At 70.0% G+C, this 20,899-nt stretch carries 15 protein-coding genes; 3 read left to right on the forward strand and 12 right to left on the reverse strand.

Features of this window, described 5'->3' with window-relative positions:
• Positions 1–72: 72 nt before the first annotated feature.
• A complete protein-coding gene (locus KBX34_RS25840; protein ID WP_210927458.1) occupies positions 73–900 on the reverse strand; it encodes an SAM-dependent methyltransferase in 828 nt (275 codons plus the stop codon).
• Positions 901–1,078: 178 nt separating this feature from the next.
• Here KBX34_RS25840 and KBX34_RS25845 point away from each other — a divergent pair, with 178 nt between their 5' ends.
• Positions 1,079–2,110, forward strand: coding sequence for an NADAR family protein (locus KBX34_RS25845; RefSeq protein ID WP_210927459.1), 1,032 nt, complete (start codon positions 1,079–1,081; stop codon positions 2,108–2,110).
• 180 nt (positions 2,111–2,290) lie between these two features.
• Here KBX34_RS25845 and KBX34_RS25850 read toward each other — a convergent pair whose 3' ends face one another.
• Entirely contained in the window at positions 2,291–3,631 is a 1,341-nt protein-coding gene (locus tag KBX34_RS25850) for a carbohydrate-binding protein (RefSeq protein ID WP_210927461.1), read from the reverse strand.
• Between the two features lie 123 nt (positions 3,632–3,754).
• Here KBX34_RS25850 and KBX34_RS25855 point away from each other — a divergent pair, with 123 nt between their 5' ends.
• Positions 3,755–4,300 (forward strand): GNAT family N-acetyltransferase, encoded by a 546-nt coding sequence (locus KBX34_RS25855; RefSeq protein ID WP_307871495.1) that lies wholly within the window; start codon positions 3,755–3,757, stop codon positions 4,298–4,300.
• Between the two features lie 195 nt (positions 4,301–4,495).
• On the opposite strand, the gene KBX34_RS25860 is transcribed toward KBX34_RS25855, so the two are convergent.
• The 9 genes from KBX34_RS25860 to KBX34_RS25900 all read right to left on the reverse strand — a co-directional run bounded on the left by KBX34_RS25860 (position 4,496) and on the right by KBX34_RS25900 (position 15,891).
• Positions 4,496–5,071 (reverse strand): hypothetical protein, encoded by a 576-nt coding sequence (locus KBX34_RS25860; protein ID WP_210927465.1) that lies wholly within the window; start codon positions 5,069–5,071, stop codon positions 4,496–4,498.
• Between the two features lie 19 nt (positions 5,072–5,090).
• Positions 5,091–6,239, reverse strand: coding sequence for a zinc-dependent alcohol dehydrogenase (locus KBX34_RS25865; RefSeq protein WP_210927466.1), 1,149 nt, complete (start codon positions 6,237–6,239; stop codon positions 5,091–5,093).
• Positions 6,240–6,387: 148 nt separating this feature from the next.
• The gene (locus KBX34_RS25870) at positions 6,388–7,824 is read right to left on the reverse strand and encodes a rhamnulokinase family protein (RefSeq protein ID WP_210927467.1); all 1,437 of its coding nucleotides are present in this window, start codon (positions 7,822–7,824) and stop codon (positions 6,388–6,390) included.
• Complete coding sequence (locus KBX34_RS25875; protein WP_210927491.1) at positions 7,824–9,857, reverse strand: bifunctional aldolase/short-chain dehydrogenase; 2,034 nt, start codon at positions 9,855–9,857, stop codon at positions 7,824–7,826. Before KBX34_RS25875 ends, KBX34_RS25870 begins: the two co-directional genes overlap by 1 nt.
• A gap of 36 nt (positions 9,858–9,893) precedes the next feature.
• Positions 9,894–11,075, reverse strand: a complete 1,182-nt coding sequence (gene rhaI / locus KBX34_RS25880) for an L-rhamnose isomerase (protein WP_210927469.1) — start codon at positions 11,073–11,075, stop codon at positions 9,894–9,896.
• 65 nt (positions 11,076–11,140) lie between these two features.
• On the reverse strand, positions 11,141–12,223 hold the full coding sequence (rhaS, locus tag KBX34_RS25885) for a rhamnose ABC transporter substrate-binding protein (protein ID WP_088947654.1): 1,083 nt from the start codon (positions 12,221–12,223) through the stop codon (positions 11,141–11,143).
• Between the two features lie 44 nt (positions 12,224–12,267).
• Positions 12,268–13,323 (reverse strand): ABC transporter permease, encoded by a 1,056-nt coding sequence (locus tag KBX34_RS25890; protein WP_210927470.1) that lies wholly within the window; start codon positions 13,321–13,323, stop codon positions 12,268–12,270.
• On the reverse strand, positions 13,313–14,374 hold the full coding sequence (locus KBX34_RS25895; protein ID WP_088947656.1) for an ABC transporter permease: 1,062 nt from the start codon (positions 14,372–14,374) through the stop codon (positions 13,313–13,315). The genes KBX34_RS25890 and KBX34_RS25895 overlap by 11 nt, the downstream gene beginning before the upstream one ends.
• Positions 14,371–15,891 carry a sugar ABC transporter ATP-binding protein gene (locus tag KBX34_RS25900; protein WP_210927473.1) on the reverse strand — a complete coding sequence of 507 codons (1,521 nt, stop codon included), beginning with the start codon at positions 15,889–15,891 and terminating at the stop codon, positions 14,371–14,373. The genes KBX34_RS25895 and KBX34_RS25900 overlap by 4 nt, the downstream gene beginning before the upstream one ends.
• A gap of 225 nt (positions 15,892–16,116) precedes the next feature.
• Between KBX34_RS25900 and KBX34_RS25905 the strand changes: the two genes are divergently transcribed.
• Positions 16,117–17,148, forward strand: coding sequence for a LacI family DNA-binding transcriptional regulator (locus KBX34_RS25905; protein WP_210927474.1), 1,032 nt, complete (start codon positions 16,117–16,119; stop codon positions 17,146–17,148).
• Positions 17,149–17,217: 69 nt separating this feature from the next.
• Here KBX34_RS25905 and KBX34_RS25910 read toward each other — a convergent pair whose 3' ends face one another.
• On the reverse strand, positions 17,218–20,877 hold the full coding sequence (locus tag KBX34_RS25910; RefSeq protein WP_210927476.1) for a family 78 glycoside hydrolase catalytic domain: 3,660 nt from the start codon (positions 20,875–20,877) through the stop codon (positions 17,218–17,220).
• Between the last annotated feature and the right edge of the window lie 22 nt (positions 20,878–20,899).

The raw sequence follows: 20,899 nt of genomic DNA on the forward strand, positions 1-20,899 counted from the left end.
CGCCGGCCTGTGCACCAACCGGGTCCGTCGGCGGGGGTCCCCTCGCCGACGGACCTCGACGGAAGGCGGAGCCTACGGTTTGCGGGCGAGGAGCCCGACAAAGGTGTGATAGGTGTCGGTCTGCGCCGCAGCCGGTGCATCCGGCTCTGGGCGCCACTCGGCCAGCGGCACCAGTCCCGGCTCCAGCACGGTCAGCCCGTCAGCGAACGAGAGGATCTCCTCGTCGGTGCGCCAGCGGCCGGTGCCCAGCGACTCGTTGAAGATTCGCTCGACCTCGCGGGCCTTGCGGGAGCCCTCCGGGTCTCGCTCGCCCGGGTCGCGGAAGTGCGAAATCGCTACGTAGCTGCCGGAGGGCAGTGCGTCGATCAACGCGGCCGCCACCGCTCGCGGGTCCTCGTCGTCGCCGAGGTGGTGCAGGATCGCGAAGAGCAGCAACCCGATCGGCCGGTCGAAGTCGAGGAACCGACGTACGTCCGGGTGGTTGAGGATCGCGTCCGGCTCCCGGATGTCCGCCTGGATCACCGTCGCGGTGCCCTCCGCGGCGAGCAGGGCCCGTCCGTGTGTCAGGACGATCGGGTCATTGTCCACATACACCACCTGAGCCTTCGGGTTCTGCTCGGTGGCGACCTCGTGCACGTTGCCCTGGGTGGGCAGCCCCGATCCGATGTCGAGGAACTGGTCGATGCCCGCCTCGGTGACAAGGAAGCGGATCACCCGACGCAGAAAGGCCCGGTTCGCCTGGCCGGCTGCCGGCCCGTCCGGTGTGATCCGCAGGGCATGCTCGGCGACCTTTCGGTCGACCTCGAAGTTGTCCTTGCCCCCCAGGAAGAAGTCATAGACCCGCGCCACACTGGGAATGTTGGGGTCGATGCCGGGGGGTGCCGCCTTGTCGCGGGTCACAGGCGTCTCCATTCGATGGGGATGGCGCAGGCTGGGGTCTGCGGACGGTGCCGGCGTTGCGGCGAGTGTAGCGATCGGGAAGGTTGAATTCCGCCCCGTCTGGTATCGCTCCCAGTGAATCGTCCCCTCACCATGACGCTGGGCCTACCGGATCGTCCAAGATCTCTAGACTTGCCGCATGCCGGACACCACTGCGACCTGGCGCACCGTCGAAAATGATGTTGTGCGAGGGCGGCAACGCCTGATCTTCGTCCGTGAACGAGACCACTACGTTCTGACCCCACTCTGCGTCTACGCGGACGGCGTCGTTGTCTGGCGGTGGAATCCGACCGACTTCGACGGCCTTCGTGCCGCATTTGAAGACGGCACCCTAACCTTGGCGCCGCCGGAAGACGCGAAGATCATCGTCACCGGCACCGCCGCCGGTCCGGCGCAGCTGGCGTCCTGGCTGACACCGGAACTGGTTATCGGTGACCTCGTCGACGAGGTGGATCGGCTCAATGACCGGCCAGACTCTTCCGGACGCTGTTGGGACGCTCTGATCTCGTACGCTGCCGAGCCGAGCCCCGGCAACCTGGAAATCGTCCGTGAGCGGTACTTTGCGGTGCCCGAACACCGGCGGATCTACATGCTCGGCGACATGGACCAGAACGACGTGCCGGTGCGGATCCTGCTCGCCGCGTCGGGCGAGACGATCCCGGCCAGGCACCCGGACCATACGCTCTCCGTGACTCCTGAGATGCAGGAGCGGGCGCTGGAATACTTCCGCCGGAGCGAGCGTGCTGTCGCCGAGTCGCAGGAGCAGAACGCGGCGGACGGGCCGGAGACCGCGACCACGATTCCGCTGCGGCCTGGCGGCCGCGTCTATCCGAACGGCTGGCCGGAACCGCCGGGTCTAGAGGTCCTGCAGATCGACTATCCGGCGCCAGTCGTGCACGGCGGCCAGGAGTATCCGACCGTCATGCACGCCTACTGGGCACTCTCGACCGACGATGCCGCTTGGCACGACCGTATCGCCTCCATTGAGCGCGGCCTTGACGCCCGGACCCTGGCCACCAACGCACCACGGCGGGACGACTGGCCTACGATCCGGCTCGGTGTGATGGCCGCGCTGCTTCGGGACAAGTTCGGCCGGCATCCGGCGATGGCGCAACAACTGGAGAAGACCGGCGATGCTCGGCTGCTCTACAACGATTGGGGATCGGGGTAATGGCACTCGGGCGGCGCCAACTGGTTGGGGCGGCTGCTGGAGCTGGTGCGATCAGAGCTGGCGGGCCGATAAGCGGGTCAAGCCCGAATAGGGCCGAGGGCCTGTGAAGGTCCCGGGACTGCCGATGAACGAAATCGCCGGCCCGGAAAGGTCCGGGCCGGCGATTCGGAGCGGAGTCGGTCAGCGGCCCTGCAGGCGCTTCACGTTGTCGCCGAACGTCCACCCTTTCGACCCGTCCCAGTTCGCCGACCAGGTCATCAGGCCCTTGAGGCCGGGCACGGAGTTCCAGGCCTGCGTGACCAACGACGTGGACATGTGGCCGCTGCCCGCCCCGATCTGGGCGGGCAGGCCCGGGACCTGCTTGTCGTACGGGACGCGGATGGTGGTGCCCTGGATGGTGAGGCCGTTGTTGAGGCACTGCGTCTGCACGGTGAAGCCCTGCACGGTGCCCGCCGGGTACGAGTCGCCGGCACAGCCGTACATGCTGCCGTTGTAGTACTGCATGTTCAGCCACCAGAGCCGGCCGTTGTCCACGTACTTCTTGATGATCGGCAGGTACGAGCCCCAGATCGAGCCGTAGACCACGCTGCCGCCGGTGACGTAGGCGGTCTCCGGTGCCATGGTCAGGCCGAAGTTCGACGGCATCCGTGCCAGCACGCCGTCGATGATCCGGATCAGGTTGGCCTGCGACGTCGACAGGGTGTTGATGTTGCCGCTGCCGGTCAGGCCGGTCTCGATGTCGATGTCGATGCCGTCGAAGTGGTAGGCGGTCAGGATCGGCACGATCGTCGCAATGAACCGGTCGGCGACCGCAGTGGAGCTCAGGTCGATGCCCGCGGCGGCACCGCCGATCGACATCAGGATGGTGGCGCCGGCCGCTTTGGCCTGGCACATCTCGGCCGGGGTGGCCACCTTCACGCCAGCGTCCATGCCGTTCTCCCAGAGGACCGTGCCGTCTGAGCGGATCACCGGGAACGCCGCGTTGATCACGTTGTAGCCGTGCTGGTTGAGCCGGCTGTCGGTGATCGGGATCCAGCCGAGGCCGGGGTGTACTCCGTTGGAGGCGCCGTCCCAGTTCTCCCAGTAGCCCTGCAACACCTTGCCGGTGGGCCGCGACTTCACCGCGCAGGTCCCCCCGGTTGGCGGCGGCGTGGTGGGGGGAGGGGTGGTCGGTGGTGGTGTGGTCGGGGGAGGGGTCGTCGGTGGTGGCGTGGTGGGCGGCGGGGTGCTTCCCGAGCACGCGCCCAGGTCACGCCACAGCGAGGGGGTCGCGGCGGGGTTCCAGCCGGCGCCGGGGTGCGCGGTGTGGGTGACCAGTGCCTGGTAGAGCCGGCCGCCGTAGGTGACCTGGCCGCCCGCCTGGTAGGTGGTGCCCTCGGCCCAGGCCGGGGCGGTGCAGGCGACCATCGGGACGGCGGTGGCCGAGGACACGGCCGCCATGCTGCTGGGTACGAAGGCGACGGCGGCCGTGAGGGTCATCGCCGCCCCGGCTACCACTGCGAAAATCCGACGGCTTCTCATGGCTCACTCCCCAGGCTTCGGCGACCCGCGACCTCCACATATTGACGTTCGTGAAGTTTAATATCAAGGGTTGTTTACAGATCCCGGGAAGTTGGGGGAGTGCCGATCTGCTACGAAGAGGACGTGTCCGACCCGACGAGTTCTGCTGGTGCCACGTCCCTGGAGACTCCGCGACTGCTTCTGCGCCGCTGGCGAAGCGATGATCTGGACGCGCTCGCCGCGGTCAACGCGCAGCCGGAGGTGATGCGCTACATCCATGATGGGCACACGCTGGACCGTGCCGCGACCGCAAAGCGTCTGGCCAACTATCAGCGGCACTGGGACGAGCACGGCTTCGGCCTGTATGCGGTGGAGATCAAGGAGACCGGCGAGGTGGCCGGTTTCACCGGACTGGCGGTGCCGACCTTCCTACCCGAGATCATGCCGGCCGTGGAGATCGGATGGCGGCTCGGCCGCGCGTACTGGGGTCGGGGCCTGGCCACCGAAGCGGCCCAGGCCGTTGTCGCCCACACTCGCTCCGAGCTGGACCTGCGGCGGCTGGTCAGCATCCACATCGTCGGCAACGAGTCGTCCGCCCGGGTAATGGTCAAGCTGGGCATGTCGCTGGAGCGCGAGACCGTGCAGCCGGACACCGGCCGCCAGGTCCGGGTGTACGCCATGGACCTGTAGGACGGATCGCGCGCAGGGTGTCTTCGTACCCGAGCGACGTGCCGCCGGAATCACCGCGACCGCCTGCATCGGTGGTGTCGGGCCTGCCGACGCGGCGCTGCCCCGGCGCTGCACCCGGGTCGCCGGGCGGTGGAGCCGGTCGACCGTCGCCGAACCATGCCCGTCGACGGCCGACCAGTCCTTGCGAAACGGGCCCTAGTCTCGCCCGCGGCTGGCGACTCGACGGAGGGCCAGATAGCCGACCCCTGCGGCCAGCACCCAGGGTGTGGCGACGAGGACCGGGTCGAGCAGGTGGTGTACGCGGTCGACCCGCTTGCCGCGCAGCCGTGACGGGAGACCGTGGTGGGTGAATTCACTCAGGACGCCGGTCTCGGTGACCGGGTTGTCGGGATGGCGGCTCAGGAACGAAGCGAAGGTGCTCTCGACCACGTCCACCCGGTCGGCGGCGAGCAGGAGCAGCCAGTGGGCGGCGCGTCCCTCGCTGTAGGTGCGGTAGGAGTATCGGCGGATCAGCCCGGAGAGCCCCTTGGGTGGGCACGAGGTGCCAAAGACCGGGGTGAGGAACTTGTGTTCGATCGACCTCTCCCTCGGCCACTTCTCAGGCTGCCGTTCGGGGAACTCCCAGTGCGCACCGTTGAGAGTGGGGTCGAACCGCTCCTTCGGCACCGAAGGCCGGTCCTTCGGGTCGAGGTCGACACCCCACCCAGGGATACGCGCACGCAGCTCGTCGCTGGATTCGGCCAGTTTCGGCTTGTCGGCTGTGTAGGGCATGGTCGGTCTCCCGGTCCGGTCAGGCGGCGTTCGGAACGATCAGCGGCTTGATGCAGCCGTCGAGCTTGGCGGAGAAGATGTGGTACGCCTCGGCGATGTGTTCCAGCGGGATCCGGTGGGTCACGATGTCGCTGGGCTTGAGGTGGCCGTTGCGGATGTGCTCGAACAGGCGCGGCCACTGACGCTTCACCGGGCACTGGTTCATCCGCAGAGTCAGCCCCTTGTTCAGCGCGTCGCCGAACTTCACGGCGCTGAACATCGGCCCGTACGCGCCCATCACCGAGATGTTGCCGCCCTTGCGGACCGAGTCGATCGCCCAGTTGAGGGCGACCGGGGAGCCACCCTGCAGCTTCAGCTTCGCGGCAGTGACGTGCTGCAGGAGGTTGCCGTCCGCCTCGGCTCCGACGGCGTCGATGGCCACGTCGGCGCCCAGGTGGTCGGTGATCTTCTTCAGGTGTACGACGATGTCGTCGTACTCGCCGAAGTTGTAGGTCTCGGCGTGGGCGAACGCCGCCGCCTTCTCCAGCCGGTAGTCGAGGTGATCGATGACGATGACCCGGCCGGCACCCATCAGCCAGGCCGACTTCGCGGCGTACAGACCCACGGGTCCGGCACCGAAGACCACGACCGCGTCACCCTCGACGATGTCGCCGAGCTGGGCCCCGAAATAGCCGGTGGCGAGCGCGTCGGTGAGCAGGACGGCGTCGTCGTCGTCCATCCACTCGGGGATCACACTCGGGCCGACGTCGGCGAACGGCACCCGGACGTACTCCGCCTGGCCGCCGTCGTAGCCGCCGCAGGTGTGCGAGTAACCGTAGATGCCGCCGACGGCGGTGGCGTTGGGGTTGACGTTGTGGCAGTTGCTGAACAGACCTCGGGCGCAGAAGAAGCACGACCCGCAGTAGACGTTGAAGGGAACCATGACCCGGTCACCCGGCCGGACGTTGCGCACCGACGGACCGACCTCGTCGACCACGCCGACGAACTCGTGACCGAAGGTCATCCCGACCCGGGTGTCGGGCATCATTCCGTGGTAGAGGTGCAGGTCAGAACCGCAAATCGCCGCACGCGTCACCTTGATGATCGCGTCGTTGGGATGCTCGATGGCGGGACGGTCCTTCTCCTCCACGCGCAGGCGGTAGGGACCGCGGTAGACCATTGCTCGCATTGGCTGCCTCCTGGACCGAAGGGGTAGCGGATGTGTCGGCCCGGGTTCCGTCCGAAGCACTGCGAAATCGGTACCCCTGTCCTCTGCCCACAAACCGGCGCCGCGATGAGCGATGACTCAGCCGGCCGTACCGGAGCTGTTCGCCGGGTCAGTCGTCCCATCCGAGGCGTCGGGCAGCCGCCCGCCATGCCGCGGTGTCGCTGCGTGGCTCGTACCGCACGATCTGTTGGGTCTCGCGCAGCACGGACCGTAGCGACGCCAGGTCACCGCCGATCACGCCGAGGGCGCGGGCCTGCACCAGCGCGTTGCCCAGGGCGGTGGCCTCGACCGGCCCGGCGAGCACCGGCAGGCCGCAGGCGTCGGCGGTGAGCTGGCACAGCAGATCGTTGCGGGCGCCACCGCCGACGACGTGTACGGCGTCGACGTGCCGACCCGAGAGCCGTTGCGCCTGCCAGACGGCGCGCCGGTGCGCCAGCGCGAGGCTGTCCAGGATGCACCGGACCGTGGCCGCCGGGCTGTCCGGCACGGGCTCCCCGATGCGCGAACAGGCGCGGTTGATGCGTGCGGGCATGTCGCCGGGCGACAGGAAGGCGGGGTCGTCCGGGTCCACGACGGAGCGGAAGGCCGGCTCCTCGGCCGCCTGCCGGAGCAGGGCGGGCAGGTCCGTGGTGCCCCAGGTGCGCAGCGACTCCTGCAGCAGCCAGAGGCCCATCACGTTACGCAGGTAGCGGATCGTTCCGTCGACGCCGGATTCGTTGGTGAAGTTGGCCCGCCGGCTGGGCTCGCTGAGCACCGGGGCGTCCAGCTCGACCCCGACCAGGGACCAGGTGCCGCAGGAGATGTAGGCGAAGTGCCCATCGACCGCCGGCACACCCACCACCGCGGAGGCCGTGTCGTGCGATCCCACCGCCATGACGTCGGGCGATCCGGGTAGGTCGAGGGCGGGCAGGACCGGGCCGATCCGGGTGCCCGGCTCGCGCAGCGGCGGGAACAGCTCGCTGCGGATCCCGGCGTCGGTCATCAGGTCGGTCGCCCAGGCGCGGCGACGCAGGTCGTACAGCTGAGTGGTGGAGGCGTTGGTGACTTCGGCGCCGACCTCACCGGTGAGCCAGTACGCGACGAGGTCCGGGACCAGCAGCAGCGTGTGCGCGGCCTCCAGCTGGGGTGTGCCGGCGGCGGCGGCGAGCTGGTAGAGGGTGTTGAAGGGCAGGTGTTGCAGCCCGGTCGTGGCATAGAGCCGCTCCGGTCCGAGCTGCTGCGCCACCCGGTCGCCGACGCCCTCGGTCCGTTCGTCGCGGTAGTGCACCGGGTTGCCGAGCAGAGCGCCGGTGGCGTCGAGCAGCCCGTAGTCGACCGCCCAGGTGTCGATGCCGATGCCGGCGACCGGGCCGGCAGCCCTGAGCCCTTCCAGCACACCCCGGTAGAGCGCCAGGATGTCCCAGTGCAGGGTGCCCGCGACCCGCACCGGTTCGTTGCGGAACCGGTGCGCCTCCACGAGCTCCAACCTCCCCGGCCCGACACGCGCGAGCATGACCCGACCGCTGGACGCGCCCACGTCCACGGCGGCCAGTCGCACGGCGGTCATCAGCGGAGGAAGGCCGCTGCGACACCGGCGTCCACCGGGACGTGCATGCCCGTGGTGTGCGACAGCTCGCCGCCGGTGAGCACGAAGACCGCGTTGGCGACGTGCTCGGGCAGCACCTCGCGCTTGAGCAGGGTGCGCTGGGCGTAGAACTCGCCCAGCTTCTCCTCCGGCACGCCGTAGACGGCCGCCCGCTGCGCACCCCATCCTCCGGCGAAGATCCCGGAGCCGCGGACCACCCCGTCCGGGTTGACACCGTTGACCCGGATGCCGTGGCCGCCGAGTTCGGCGGCGAGCAGCCGGACCTGGTGGGCCTGGTCGGCCTTCGCCGCACCGTAGGCCACGTTGTTCGGGCCGGCGAACAGGGAGTTCTTGCTGGAGATGTAGACGATGTCGCCGCCCATCCCCTGCGCCAGCAGCACGCGTGCGGCCTCCCGGGAGACGAGGAACGAGCCCTTCGCCATCACGTCGTGCTGGATGTCCCAGTCGGCCTCGGTCGTCTCCAGCAATGACTTGGACAGCGACAGCCCGGCATTGTTGACGACCAGGTCCACCCCGCCGAAGGCCAGCACCGCCTCGCGCAGGGCAGCGGCCACGGCGTCACCGTCGCTGACGTCAGCCGCGACGGCAACTGCCACGTCGGTGGCGCCAATCTGTGCGGCGACGGCGGTGGCCGCCTCCGCGTCACGGTCGGCGACCACGACACACGCGCCCTCCGCGGCGAGCCGGTGGGCGATCGCCCGGCCGATCCCGGAACCACCGCCGGTGACGAACGCGACCCGCGTGGCGAGGGCCTTCGGCTTCGGCATCCGCTGAAGCTTCGCCTCCTCCAGGGCCCAGTACTCGATCCGGAACTTCTCAGCCTCGTCGATCGGCGCGTAGCGCGACACGGCCTCCGCGCCACGCATCACGTTGATCGCGTTGACGTAGAACTCGCCGGCGACGCGGGCGGTCTGCTTGTTGGCGCCGAAGCTGAACATCCCCACACCGGGCACCAGGACCACGGCCGGATCGGCGCCCCGCATCGGTGGGCTGTCCGCGTCGGCGTGTTGTTCGTAGTAGGCGCGGTAGTCGTCGCGGTAGGCGCTGTGCAGCTCGCGAAGGCGGGCGATCACCTCCTCGACAGGCGCGGTGGGCGGCAGGTCGAGCACCATCGGGCGGACCTTGGTGCGCAGGAAGTGGTCCGGGCAGGAGGTGCCGAGGGCGGCGAGGGCGGGGTGCTTCTCCCGCGCCACGAAGTCGAGCACCACGTCACTGTCGGTGAAGTGTCCGACCTGCGGCCGGTCGGTGGACGCCAGGCCCCGCAGCACCGGGAACAGCGCCGCCGCTCGACGTCGGCGTTCGTCCGTGGGCAGCGGCTCGTAGCCGGCGATGACCGACCCGAGAGGCTCGGCGCGACCCCGCTCGTCGAGGTAAGCCTGCGCCGACCGGATGATCTCCAGCGAGTTGCGCTCGCACTCGTCGCTGGTCGCGCCCCAGGCGGTGACGCCGTGACCGCCGAGGATCACGCCGATCGCCTGCGGGTTCGCCCGAGCCACCGCGGCGATGTCCAGGCCGAGCTGGAAGCCGGGCCGCCGCCAGGGCACCCACAGCACCCGGTCGCCGAAGATCTCCTTGGTCAGCTCCGGCCCGTCGGCGGCGGCGGCGATCGCGATACCGGCATCGGGGTGCAGGTGGTCGACGTGCGCGGCGTCGACGAGCCCGTGCATGGCGGTGTCGATGGACGGCGCGGCTCCGCCCCGGCCGTGCAGGCAGTAGTCGAACGCGGCGACCATCTCGTCCTCCCGCTCGATGCCCGGGTAGACGTCGACGAGCGCGCGGAGCCGGTCCAACCGCAGAGCGGCCAACCCGGACGGGGTGAGGGTGCCGAGGTCACCGCCGGAGCCCTTCACCCAGAGCAACTCGACCGGGCCGCCGGTGACCGGGTCGGTGGCCGCGCCCTTGGCGGAGGTGTTGCCCCCGGCGTAGTTCGTCGTGGTCGGGTCGGCGCCGAGCCGGTTGCTGCGCGCGATCAGCGCCTGAACCTCGGATTGCATGTCCCTCACGTCCCCAGTCTGCGTTCTCAAGCGTGGTCAGGCGCCCCAGCCGGCCTGCTGGCCGCCGGCGCGTTCGCCGCGGATCCTGTCGAAGTAGCCGGAGCGGGCGTACGCGGCCATCGGGTCCGGATCGAGCCCCAGGTCTGTACGGAGTTCGGCGAGCAGCGGTCGGACGTCGGTGTTGTACGCGTCCATCAGCACGGCGTTGGCGGCGAGCACGTCACCGCTGCGCTGCACGGCGGCCAGCGCGTCCGCGTCGACGAGCAACGCCTTCGCCGTCGCCTCCTGCACGTTGAGCACCGAGCGGATGATCGCCGGGATCTTCGCCTCGATGTTGTGGCACTGGTCGAGCATGAACGCGATGCCGGCCTCCGGCGCCAACGCGTCGCCACGGACGATCTCGTACATGATCCGGAACAGCTGGAACGGGTCCGCGGACCCGACCATCAGGTCGTCGTCGGCGTAGAAGCGCGAGTTGAAGTCGAACGCGCCGAGCTTCCCGGCGCGCAGCAGGAACGCCACGATGAACTCGATGTTCGTGCCCGGTGCGTGGTGCCCGGTGTCGATGACCACCTGGGCCTTCGGGCCGAGCTCCAGGCAGTGCGCGTACGCGGTGCCCCAGTCCGGCACGTCGGTGGCGTAGAAGGCCGGCTCGAACAGCTTGTACTCCAGCAGCAGCCGTTGGTCGTCGCCGAGCCGGTCGTAGGTTTCGCGTAGCGCCGTCGCGAGCCGGTCCTGCCGGGCGCGGATGTCGTCCTGCCCGGGGTAGTTGGTGCCGTCGGAGAACCAGAGCTTCAGGTCGCGGGAACCGGTGCGGTCCATGATGTCGACACACTCGAGCAGGTGGTCGATGGCCTTGCGGCGCACCCCCGGATCCGGGTTGGTGACGCTGCCCAGCTTGTAGTCGTTGTCCTGGAAGACGTTGGCGTTGATCGCGCCCAGAGCGACCCCGTGATCCCCGGCGAACGTGGCCAGATCGGCGTAGTCGTCGACACGGTCCCACGGGATGTGCAACGCCACAGTGGGTGCGACGCCCGTGAGCTGGTGGACGACCCCCGCGTCGGCGACCTTCTCGTACGGGTTGCGCGGCACCCCCTCCTGCGGAAAGACCTTGAAGCGGGTCCCGGAGTTGGCGTACGCCCAGGATGGCGTCTCGATGCGCTGCGAGCGCAGAGCCAGCTTGACCCGTTCGAGGGTCCGCGCGTCGGGCTGCGTCATGATGTCTCTCCCGTCGGCTCCCCCGGTCGGTGCACGACGTGTGCCGGCACCGACCGGGAGGGCGATCAGAACTGGAACTGGTCGATGTTGTTCTTGTCGAAGACCGTGGGCGGGCCGAGGATGACCACACCCTCCTTGCCGACGGTGAACTCGCCGAGCTTGCCGGCCTTGAACTTGTCGCCCTCGGCGCCGGTGATCTGACCGGAGGCCAGTGCCGCGCCGGCGTACGCGGCGAGGTAGCCGAGGTCGGCCGGGCTCCACAGGGCGAACGCGTCGACGGTGCCGTCCTTGACGTACTGGCGCATCTGGTTCGGGGTGCCCAGACCGGTCAGCTTGACCTTGCCCTTGTACTGCGACCCGCTGAGGTAACGGCCGGCCGCCGCGACACCGACAGTGGTTGGCGAGATGATGCCCTTGAGGTTGGGGTACGACTGGAGCAGACCCTGGGTCTCCTGGAAGGACTTCTGGTCGTCGTCGTTGCCGTACGCCACGGTGACCAGCTTGATCTTGCTGTATTCGGGCTTCGCCAGCTCGGTCTTCATCAGCGCGATCCAGGCGTTCTGGTTGGTCGCGTTGGCGGTGGCGGAGAGGATGGCGATCTCACCCTCGCCGCCGATCTGCTGCGAGATGAGCTTGACCTGGTTTTCGGCGATGCCCTCGGCGGTCACCTGGTTGACGAAGATCTGGCGGCACTCCGGCTTGGTGTCGGAGTCGAAGGTGACGATCTTCGCGCCGGCCGCCTTCGCCTGGTTGAGCGCCCCGCAGATCGCGTTCGGGTCGTTGGCGGAGGTGACGATCACGTCCATGCCCTGCTGGGACAGGGTGTTGATGTAGCTGACCTGGGAGGAGGCGCTGGCCTCGGAGGGGCCGACCTCCTTGAATTCGCCCTTGAACTCGGTGACGGCGTCCTTGCCACCGTTGTCCGAGACGGTGAAGTAGGGGTTGTTCAGGGCCTTCGGCAGGAAGGCGATCTTCAACCCCGCCTTGATGGCGGCGTCCGGGTTGGCGGCGCCGCTCGCCTGGTTGCCGGCGCCGGCGTCGTCGTTGGAGTTGTCCCGGGTGGTGCCGCCACAGGCGGCGCTGAGCAGCAGTGCGGCGAGGGCGAGGCTGGTGGCCCCGACCCGGAGGCCTCTGCGGTATGCGGACATCGTCGACCTTTCCGGGGGGTGGGTGGTGGGTGTGCGGGGGAGCGTCACGAAGCGACGGGGTGCCGCTGTCGTCGGCGGTGCAACCGGGCGCGGACGTCCGCGACGGCGTTGGGCAGCACGACGGATGCGATGAGCAGGCTGCCGGTGACGATCGTCAGCGCGTTGGCGTCGACGTCGGCGAGTTGCAGCGCGTTGCGCAGGACGCCGAGGAGCAGCACACCGGCCACCACACCGAGCAGAGCACCCCGGCCGCCGAAGATCGAGACACCGCCGAGCAGCACAGCGGTCACCACTGTCAGCTCCAGGCCGGTGGCGTTGTCACCGCGCGCGCTGGCGTACCGCAGCGTCCAGAAGATGCCGACCAGCCCGCACACCGCACCGGAGACCACGAAGAGCCAGAACTTCGTTCGGGCCACCGAGACGCCGGTGAACGTGGCGGCCTGGTCGTTGTTCCCCATGGCGTAGAGCGCGCGACCGGCGGCGGTGGCGTGCAGCACGACGCCGAAGACCACGGCGAGCAGCAACAGCGGGACCACCACGACCGGGATCGACGTGCCGGGGATGGCGCGCACGGCGGCAGCGGTCCAGTCGGCCGGGAAGTCCGCGACCGCCTGGTCGCCGAGCACCACGAAGGACAACCCGCGGTAGAGGGCGAGCGTGCCGATGGTCACCGCCAGTGACGGCAGACCGAAGCCGGTGACGAAGAGACCGTTCACCGCGCCGAGCACGGCGCCCAGCAGCACCACGAGAACACAGATCAACTCCAGGGACAGCCCACTGGAGAGCCAGAGCTGCCCCATCAACGTGCTGCACAGCCCGACCATGCTGGCCACCGAGAGGTCGATCTCACCGGTGATCACGATCAGGGTCATCGGCAGCGCGATGAGCGCCAGCGGCATCAGGTCCAGCAGCAGGAACTGGGCGTTGCGGCCGGTGGCGAAGTTCTCCACGGTCAGGCTGGCGACCAGCACGGCCACCACGAGGGCAGCGACGATCACCGCGTCCCAGGAGCCGAACAGCCCGCGCAGGCCGGCGAGGCGGTCCGCTCCGGGCTCGGCCTCGGCGGTGGTCGGTGCGGCGTACAGGCTGTCATGCGCCATGCGCGCTTCTCCCTCGGAGCCGGGCCGCCACCCGCAGGGCCAGGAGCCGGTCCAGCCCGATGGCGGCGAGGATGAGTGCGCCGACCACGGCCTGCTGCCAGAACGGGTCGATGCGCAGGACGGCGAGCGAGCTGCCGATCGTGGTCAGCAGCACGGCACCGAGTGCCGCGCCGTAGGCGCTGCCGCTGCCTCCGAAGATCGCCACCCCGCCGACCACGGCGGCGGCCACGACCTGGAGTTCCAGGCCACTGCCGGCCGCCGCGTCGAGGGTGCCGAACCGGGCCGCGTACAGCACGCCGGCGAGCCCGGCGAGGGCTCCGCTGGCCACGAAGACGGTGAACACCCGCCGCCCCACCGGGATGCCGGAGAGCCGGGCGGCGGCCGGTTCGGAGCCGATCGCGTACAGCTCCCGGCCGCTGCGGTAGGAACGCAGGTAGAAGCCGACGGCGGCGACGACGACCAGCGCGACGAGGAACAGCACGGGTACGCCGAGCACCGTCTGGTTGCCCAGCCGCAGGAACGACTGGGGCATGTCAGCGGCGTTGATCTGCCGGCCGGACGCCCAGTAGTAGTCGACGCCGCGGAAGGCGTAGAGGGTGCCGAGCGTGATGACCAGGGCGGGCACCCGGGCCACCGCGATCAGGCCGCCGTTGACCGCGCCGCACAGCGCGCCCAGTGCGACACCCACGACGAGCGCCACGGGCCACGGCGTAGCGGGTGCGGAGAGGAACAGCGAGCCGGTGGCGAAGGCGACCAGACCCAGGATCGAGCCGACGGAGAGGTCGACGTTGCGGGTCACGATGACCAGGGTCTGGCCGACCGCCAGGATCACCAGGATCGCGCAGCCCAGCAGCAGGTCCTTGATGCTCTGGCCGCTCAGGAACCTGTCGTTGCGAAGTGTGGTCACCAGGACCAGCAGGCCGAGCGCGATCAACAGGCTCAGCTCGCGTACGGCGAACAGCCGTTCGGTGAGGCTGCGGCGCTGCCGACCGGGGTGGGTCGGGGCGTTCCCGGCGGCCCGTTCGGGCGCACCGGCGTCGGTGAGGCTCATGCGGTCGCTCCTTGCCCGGTGGCGGCGAACATGATGGAGGCCTCGTCCGCCTCGGCCCGGGGCAGCTCGCGGACCAGTCGTCCCTCGTGCATGACGAGAACCCGGTCGGCCATGCCGAGCACCTCGGGCAGCTCGCTGCTGATCATGAGGATGGCCAGGCCCTCGCCGGCCAGCTCGGAGAGCAGCCGGTGCACCTCGGACTTGGTGCCGACGTCGATGCCGCGGGTCGGCTCGTCGATGATCAGGACACGTGGTTCGGTGGCCAGCCACTTGGCGAGCACGACCTTCTGCTGGTTGCCCCCGGAGAGGGTCGCCACGGGCGCGCCGAGCCGGGAGGCCTTCACCTGTAACCGCCGCGTCCAGCGGCGGGCCTCGGCGCGTTCCGCGCCGCCGAGCAGGAGGCCCAGCCGGCTCAGCGCCCGGCGGCGGGCAAGCGTGGCGTTGCGCTCCACCGACAGCTCCATGACCAGGCCCTGCTGCCGTCGGTCCTCGGGGACCAACGCCATGCCGGCCGCGATCGCCCGGCCCGGGTTCCCCGCCGGGACGGCGCGACCGGCGACCAGCACCTCGCCCGTGTCGTAGCGGTCGACACCGAAGACGGCGCGGGCGACCTCGCTGCGCCCGGCGCCGACCAGCCCGGCGAGCGCGACGATCTCCCCACCCCGGACGGAGAACGACACATCGGTGAAGACGCCGGCCCGGGTCAACCCACGGACCTCGAGCAGGGTGTCCCGCAGCTCGGCGGCCTGCTTCGGGTAGAGCGCGGAGACGTCCCGGCCGACCATGCGCCGCACCACCTCGTCGACGGTCAGGTCGGCGGCGTCGTCGCTGGAGACCCAGGCGCCGTCGCGCAGCACTGTGACGCGGTGGCACAGGTCGAACACCTCGTTGAAACGGTGCGAGATGAACAGCACTGCCGCCCCACCCTCGCAGAGCGACCGGGCGACCGCGAAGAGCCGTTCGACCTCCACACCGGAGAGCGCGGCGGTTGGCTCGTCCATGACCAGGACGCGGGCGTCGAACGAGATCGCCTTGGCGATCTCGACGAGCTGCTGGTCGGCGATGGAGAGGCCACGCGCGGGCCGGGTCGGGTCGATGCGCACACCCAGCCGCTGGAACAGCCGCTCGGCGTCGCGGTTCATCGCGGCGGTGTCGATGCGACGCAGACCGCGCAGCGGTTGCCGACCCATGAAGATGTTCTCCGCCACGGAGAGGTCCGGGAAGAGCGTCGGTTCCTGGTAGATGACCGCGATGCCGGCGGCCCGGGCGTCGGCGGGACCGCGCAGCCGCAGCGGCTGCCCGTCCAGAGTCATCGAGCCGGAGTCCGGCGCGTGTGCGCCGGCCAGCACCTTCACCAGAGTGGACTTGCCCGCACCGTTCTCGCCGACCAGGGCATGTGCCTCACCGGGGTGCAGCGCCAGGTGCACCCCGCGCAGCGCGGCGACGGCCCCGAAGGACTTCGTCACGCCGTCGAGGACCAGCAGCGGAGCCGGGGTGGCCGGTGCGTCGGCGGTCATCCGAACCCCTCCTGAATCGTTTCATGCGTCGTTTGCATGGACGGTAGGGGTAGGTCTCCGAGAGCGTCAAGAGTTTCGATGCTATTTCTTCGCCGTTGCTGACGCGGGCTCCGGGCCAGCTCGCAGCGCTGCCGGTGCGCTCGATGAAACGTTTTAGGCGCTATACACTGCCGAGCGACCCGGTCGGCACGGGCCGCGACCACCGTAGGGAGCATCTGGGGAGCCATGGCAACGGCGAACATCAAGGAGGTCGCCCGGCACGCCGGGGTTTCCCTCGGCACCGTGAGCAACGTGCTCAACCGACCCGACACGGTCGCCCCCGCCACTCGTCAGCGGGTGCTGGACGCCATTTCCACGCTCGGCTACGTCCGCAACGACTCCGCTCGTCAACTGCGAGCCGGGCGCAGTCGCACCGTCGCGATCGTCGTCCTGGACGTGGCCAACCCGTTCTTCACCGACGTGGTCCGGGGTGCCGAACAGGCGATCGAGGGGGCTGGCGCCATGCTCGTCGTCTGCAACAGCGGCGAGGACAGCGCCCGGGAGCGCCGCCACCTGGAGCTGCTGGAGGAGCAGCGGGTCCGTGGTGTGCTCATCACCCCGGTCGGCCATGGCCCGCAGCCCATCCTGGACAGGCTCATCGAGCGGGGCATCCCGGTGGTGCTGGTGGACCGGGGAGCGGGTCGGGCAAACCGATGCTCGGTGGCGGTCGACGACGTGCTCGGCGGCCGACTCGCCATGGACCACCTGCTGGACCAGGGCCACCACCGCATCGCCTACCTCGGTGGCCCGCTCACCATCGCCCAGGTTGCCGACCGGCACGCCGGGGCCGCCGCAGCTCTGCGGGACCGCGGCAGCACCGCTGACCTCCGGGTGGCGATGACCACCAGCCTGACGGTCGCCGCTGGTCGGCGCGCCGCCGAAGAGCTGCTCGCATTGCCGGTCCGCAAGCGCCCGACCGCCGTGTTCTGTGCCAACGACCTGATCGCGCTCGGTGTGCTTCAGGAGCTGACCGCGCGCGGCGTGCGGGTGCCGATCGACGTGGCCATCGTCGGCTACGACGACATCGAGTTCGCCGGTGCCGCGGCGGTGCCACTGTCGTCGGTGCGCCAGCCCCGCGACCAGCTCGGCCGCGCCGCAGCCGAGCTGTTGCTCGAAGAGGCCGATTCCGGCGACACCCACCGGCACCGACACGTGGTGTTCCAGCCCGAGCTGGTCGTACGCCGATCCAGCGACCAACCCCGACGCACCCGGCGCTGACCGGCCGCACCGACGACAGAGGAGCCGGGCGGATGCCCGCCCGGCTCCTCTCCGCAACACCCAGCCCGGTCAGGCCGCGGGCATCGCCCAGACGTCGGCGATCGACGGGTCGTACCCGGTGCCGGTGTCCTGATACCGCACCCGCACCACGCCGTCGCGGGTCGCATCCGGCAGGTTGACGACGAACTGGTAGCTGACCGTGCCCGGCCCGCCAGCGGTGCGCTGCCACGAGCGGGTGTGCGCCACCACCCCGTCCACGATCACCTGATAGTCCTTGAGCTGCGGCCCGTCGTACGTCTCCACCGAGCGCAGCGCGAACGGCTCACCCGCTTTGACCGCGAGGTCGAACTCGAACCAACCGCCGGGGCGGGTCACGTCGGTGTACCGGCGGGTCAACCCGGCCTCGGTGCTGGTGGCCGAGTAGGTGGAGGCGGCGAGTCGGTGCGCCTGCTCGGACGCCGCGACGCCGAGGTCGACGTGGTCGTACGCGCCCGTCGGTGGGACGACAGCGAAGGAGTAGGAACCGGACCCGATCTCGTACACGGCGACCGCGCCGTCCATCCGGACGAACCGCACCCCGGCAGCCTGCTCCGCCGGCCGGCCGCCCTCGGTGACCGCCTCACGCCCGGGCGTCGGGAAACGCACCGTCGCCGTGGTGTTGGGCGGCACTGTGAGACGCAGCCGCATGTCGCCGCGTGCGTCGAGGTCCCAGTCACTGCCGATCGTTCCGTACGCCGAGCGGTACGACGCCTTGGCCGAGGTGAGCCCACCTCCCGGCTGAGGGGCGAACGTGACGTGTTCGTACCCGGGGTTGGCGGCGTCGGGCTGGATGCCGGCGACCGTCCGGTACATCCAGTCGCCCACCGCGCCGTACGCGTAGTGGTTGAAGGAGTTCATCCCCACGTCACCGAAGCTGCCGTCGGGTTTGATCGAGTCCCAGCGCTCCCAGATCGTGGTCGCGCCCTTGCCGATCTCGTAGCCCCACGACGGGTAGGTGTCGTTGAGCAACAGCCGGTAGGCGACATCCAGGTGCCCGGTGGCGGTCAGCGCCGGCAGCAGATCCGGGGTGCCGAGGAAGCCGGTGGAGAGGTGCCAGTCGTGCCGTTGCACGTTGGCGACCAGCCGGTCGGCGGCCCTGGCCCGCAGCGGATCGGTCAGCAGGCCCATGCCGATGGCCAGCACATAACCGGTCTGGCTGTCGCCCTGCACCGTGCCGTCGGCCGCGACGTAGGCGTTGACGAACGCCTGGGTGATGGTCCTGGACAGCGCCGCGTAGCGGGTCGCGTCGGCGTCGCGCCCGATGGCGGCAGCCAACTCTCCCAGCAGCCGGATGCTGTACGCGTAGTAGGCGGTGCCGACCACGCCGGCCGGCGTCGGGTCCTCAAGGTTGAGCCAGTCGAGGTACGGGCCGGCGTTGGTCCGCAGGTTGCCGGAGCTGGTGCTCTCCAACCAGGACGCGTACCGCACCATCGACGCGTAGTGCTCCTCGACGACCCGGGTGTCGCCGTAGCGCTGCCACAGCGCGTACGGGACGGTGATCCCGGCGTCGGCCCAGCCGGTCGCGCCGTCCCCGCAGCAGGCACGCGGCGCGACGTCGGGGTACGCGCCGTTGGCCGACTGCGCGTCGCGCAGGTCCTGCAACCACTTGCTGAGGAACGTCAGGCTGTCCATGTTGAACGTCGCGGTGTTGGCGAAGACGTTGATGTCACCGGTCCAGCCGAGCCGCTCGTCGCGCGCCGGCGTGTCGGTCGGGATGGAGAGGAAGTTGCCGCGCTGCCCCCAGGTGATGTTGCTCTGCAGTTGGTTCACCATGGCGTTGGAGGTCTGGAACTCGCTGGTGAGGTCCCCGTCGGTGTGCATCACCAGCCCGGTGACCGAGGACAGGTCGGGGGTGCCCGGATAGCCGGTCAGCTCGACGTAACGGAAGCCGTGGAAGGTGAACGTCGGCTGGTAGACCTCGGCCCCGCCACCCCGCAGCGTGTACTGGTCGGTGGCCCGGGCCGAGCGCAGGTTGGCGGTGTAGGCGGTGCCGTTCGGGTTGAGCACCTCGGCGTGCCGGATGCGCACCGTCGTGCCGGCCGGGCCGTTGAGCTTCAGCCGTACCTTGCCCACCATGTTCTGGCCGAGGTCGAAGATCCAGGTGCCGGGGGTGGGCTGGGTCAGCGTCCGGGCCGGCAGCTCCTGCGTGACCCGCACGGGTGGGTCGACCTGGGCGACGATCTTGTCGGTGGCGTCGACGTCGTCGACCGTGGCGGGCTTCCAGCCGGCGTCGTTGAACCCGGGCCGGTCCCAGCCGGCCGGCAACCGCCGCGCGTCGTAGGTCTCGCCGTGAATGAGGTCGCTCTGCAGGAACGGCCCGCCCGTGACGCGCCACGAGCCATCGGTGCCGACCGTCGCGCTGCGTCCGTCGGTGTAGTCGATGACCAGTTGGGCGCTCAGGTGCGGGCGGGATCCGTAGTTGTCGGTGCCGAACCAGGCGATGCTGCCGGCGTACCACCCGTCGCCGAGCAGGGCGCCGAGGGCGTTGTCGCCCGGTTGGAGCTGGCGGGTCACGTCGTACGTCTGGTACTGCACCCGCTTGTGGTAGTCGGTCCAGCCGGGCGCCAACTCGTGGTCGCCGACGCGCTGGCCGTTGAGGGAGAGCTGGTAGACCCCGAGCGCGGTGGCGTAGACCCGGGCCCGCGCGACAGTGCCGTCGACGCGGAAGCCCCGACGCAGCAGTGGGTTCGCGTCCAACGCGGTGAGCATGGCCTCGGTGTCCCCGCCGACCCGCAGGCCGGCCGAGGTGGGGGTGCCCGCCCCGAACGGGTTCACCCCGTCGGTGAGCGGGGCCGCGAAGAGCGTCTGGCCGCCGCTGGTCACCGAGAAGTTGGAGAAGACCCCGGACTCCAACCCGTTGGTACGCAGGCCGACCGAGCCGGCCTGGTGCGCGGTGCTGGTGGTGACGTCGACCTGGGTGCCGTCAACCCAGGTGGTGATGGTGTTCCCGGCTGCGGTGATGCGAAGCGTGTGCGGCGTGGTCAGCCTGTCGGCCGGGACGACTCCACCGAGCGGCACCTCCTTGAGCACGGTCCAGGCGCCGTTGACCCGGACGTGCGGGCGCAGTTTGGCACTGCCGTTGGTGATGGAGAACTGCCACATGTACGCGTTCGCCGCGCCCCGGGCACGAAGGTAGATCCCGGCCGCGTCGCGTTCCAGCCGTACCGTCGTCTGCACCGTGTAGTCGGTCCAGGCTTCGGTCACCGACGGCATGCCGATCCAGTCGGCCTGCCAGCCAGCGCCACCGCGTACGCCGGTCTCCCAGGACGCGGGCGCGCTCCAGCCGGAGGCGTTGCCGGCGGTGTCCCAGACCTGGACCTGCCAGGCGTACCGGGTGCGGGGTCGCAGTTGCGGGCCGGCGTACGGGACGAGGACGCTCTGCCGCGATCGGACCCGGCCGCTGTCCCAGACATCGGGGGCGTTGAGGCGCTCCGCGCTGGTGGCGACGCGCACCTGGTACGACTCCTGGAGCACGCCCCGGGCGGTGGCGTCGATCCGCCAGCCGAGTCGGGGCTGCGCCACGTCCAGGCCGATCGGTTCGGTGGCGCGTTCGGTGGTCAGGTCGGTCGCGGTCAGCGTCGCGGCTGCCGGCGCTGCGGTGGCCGGGCCGGGAGCCACCAACGGCGTCAGGCCGAGCAGCAGCACGAGAAGCGCGGAGGTTGCGGCGCGACGGCGCGTTCTGCGCATCATTCCAGGGCCTCATCCTTCTGGG

The organism is Micromonospora sp. M61 (assembly GCF_018070245.1).
Classification (GTDB): domain Bacteria; phylum Actinomycetota; class Actinomycetes; order Mycobacteriales; family Micromonosporaceae; genus Micromonospora; species Micromonospora zamorensis.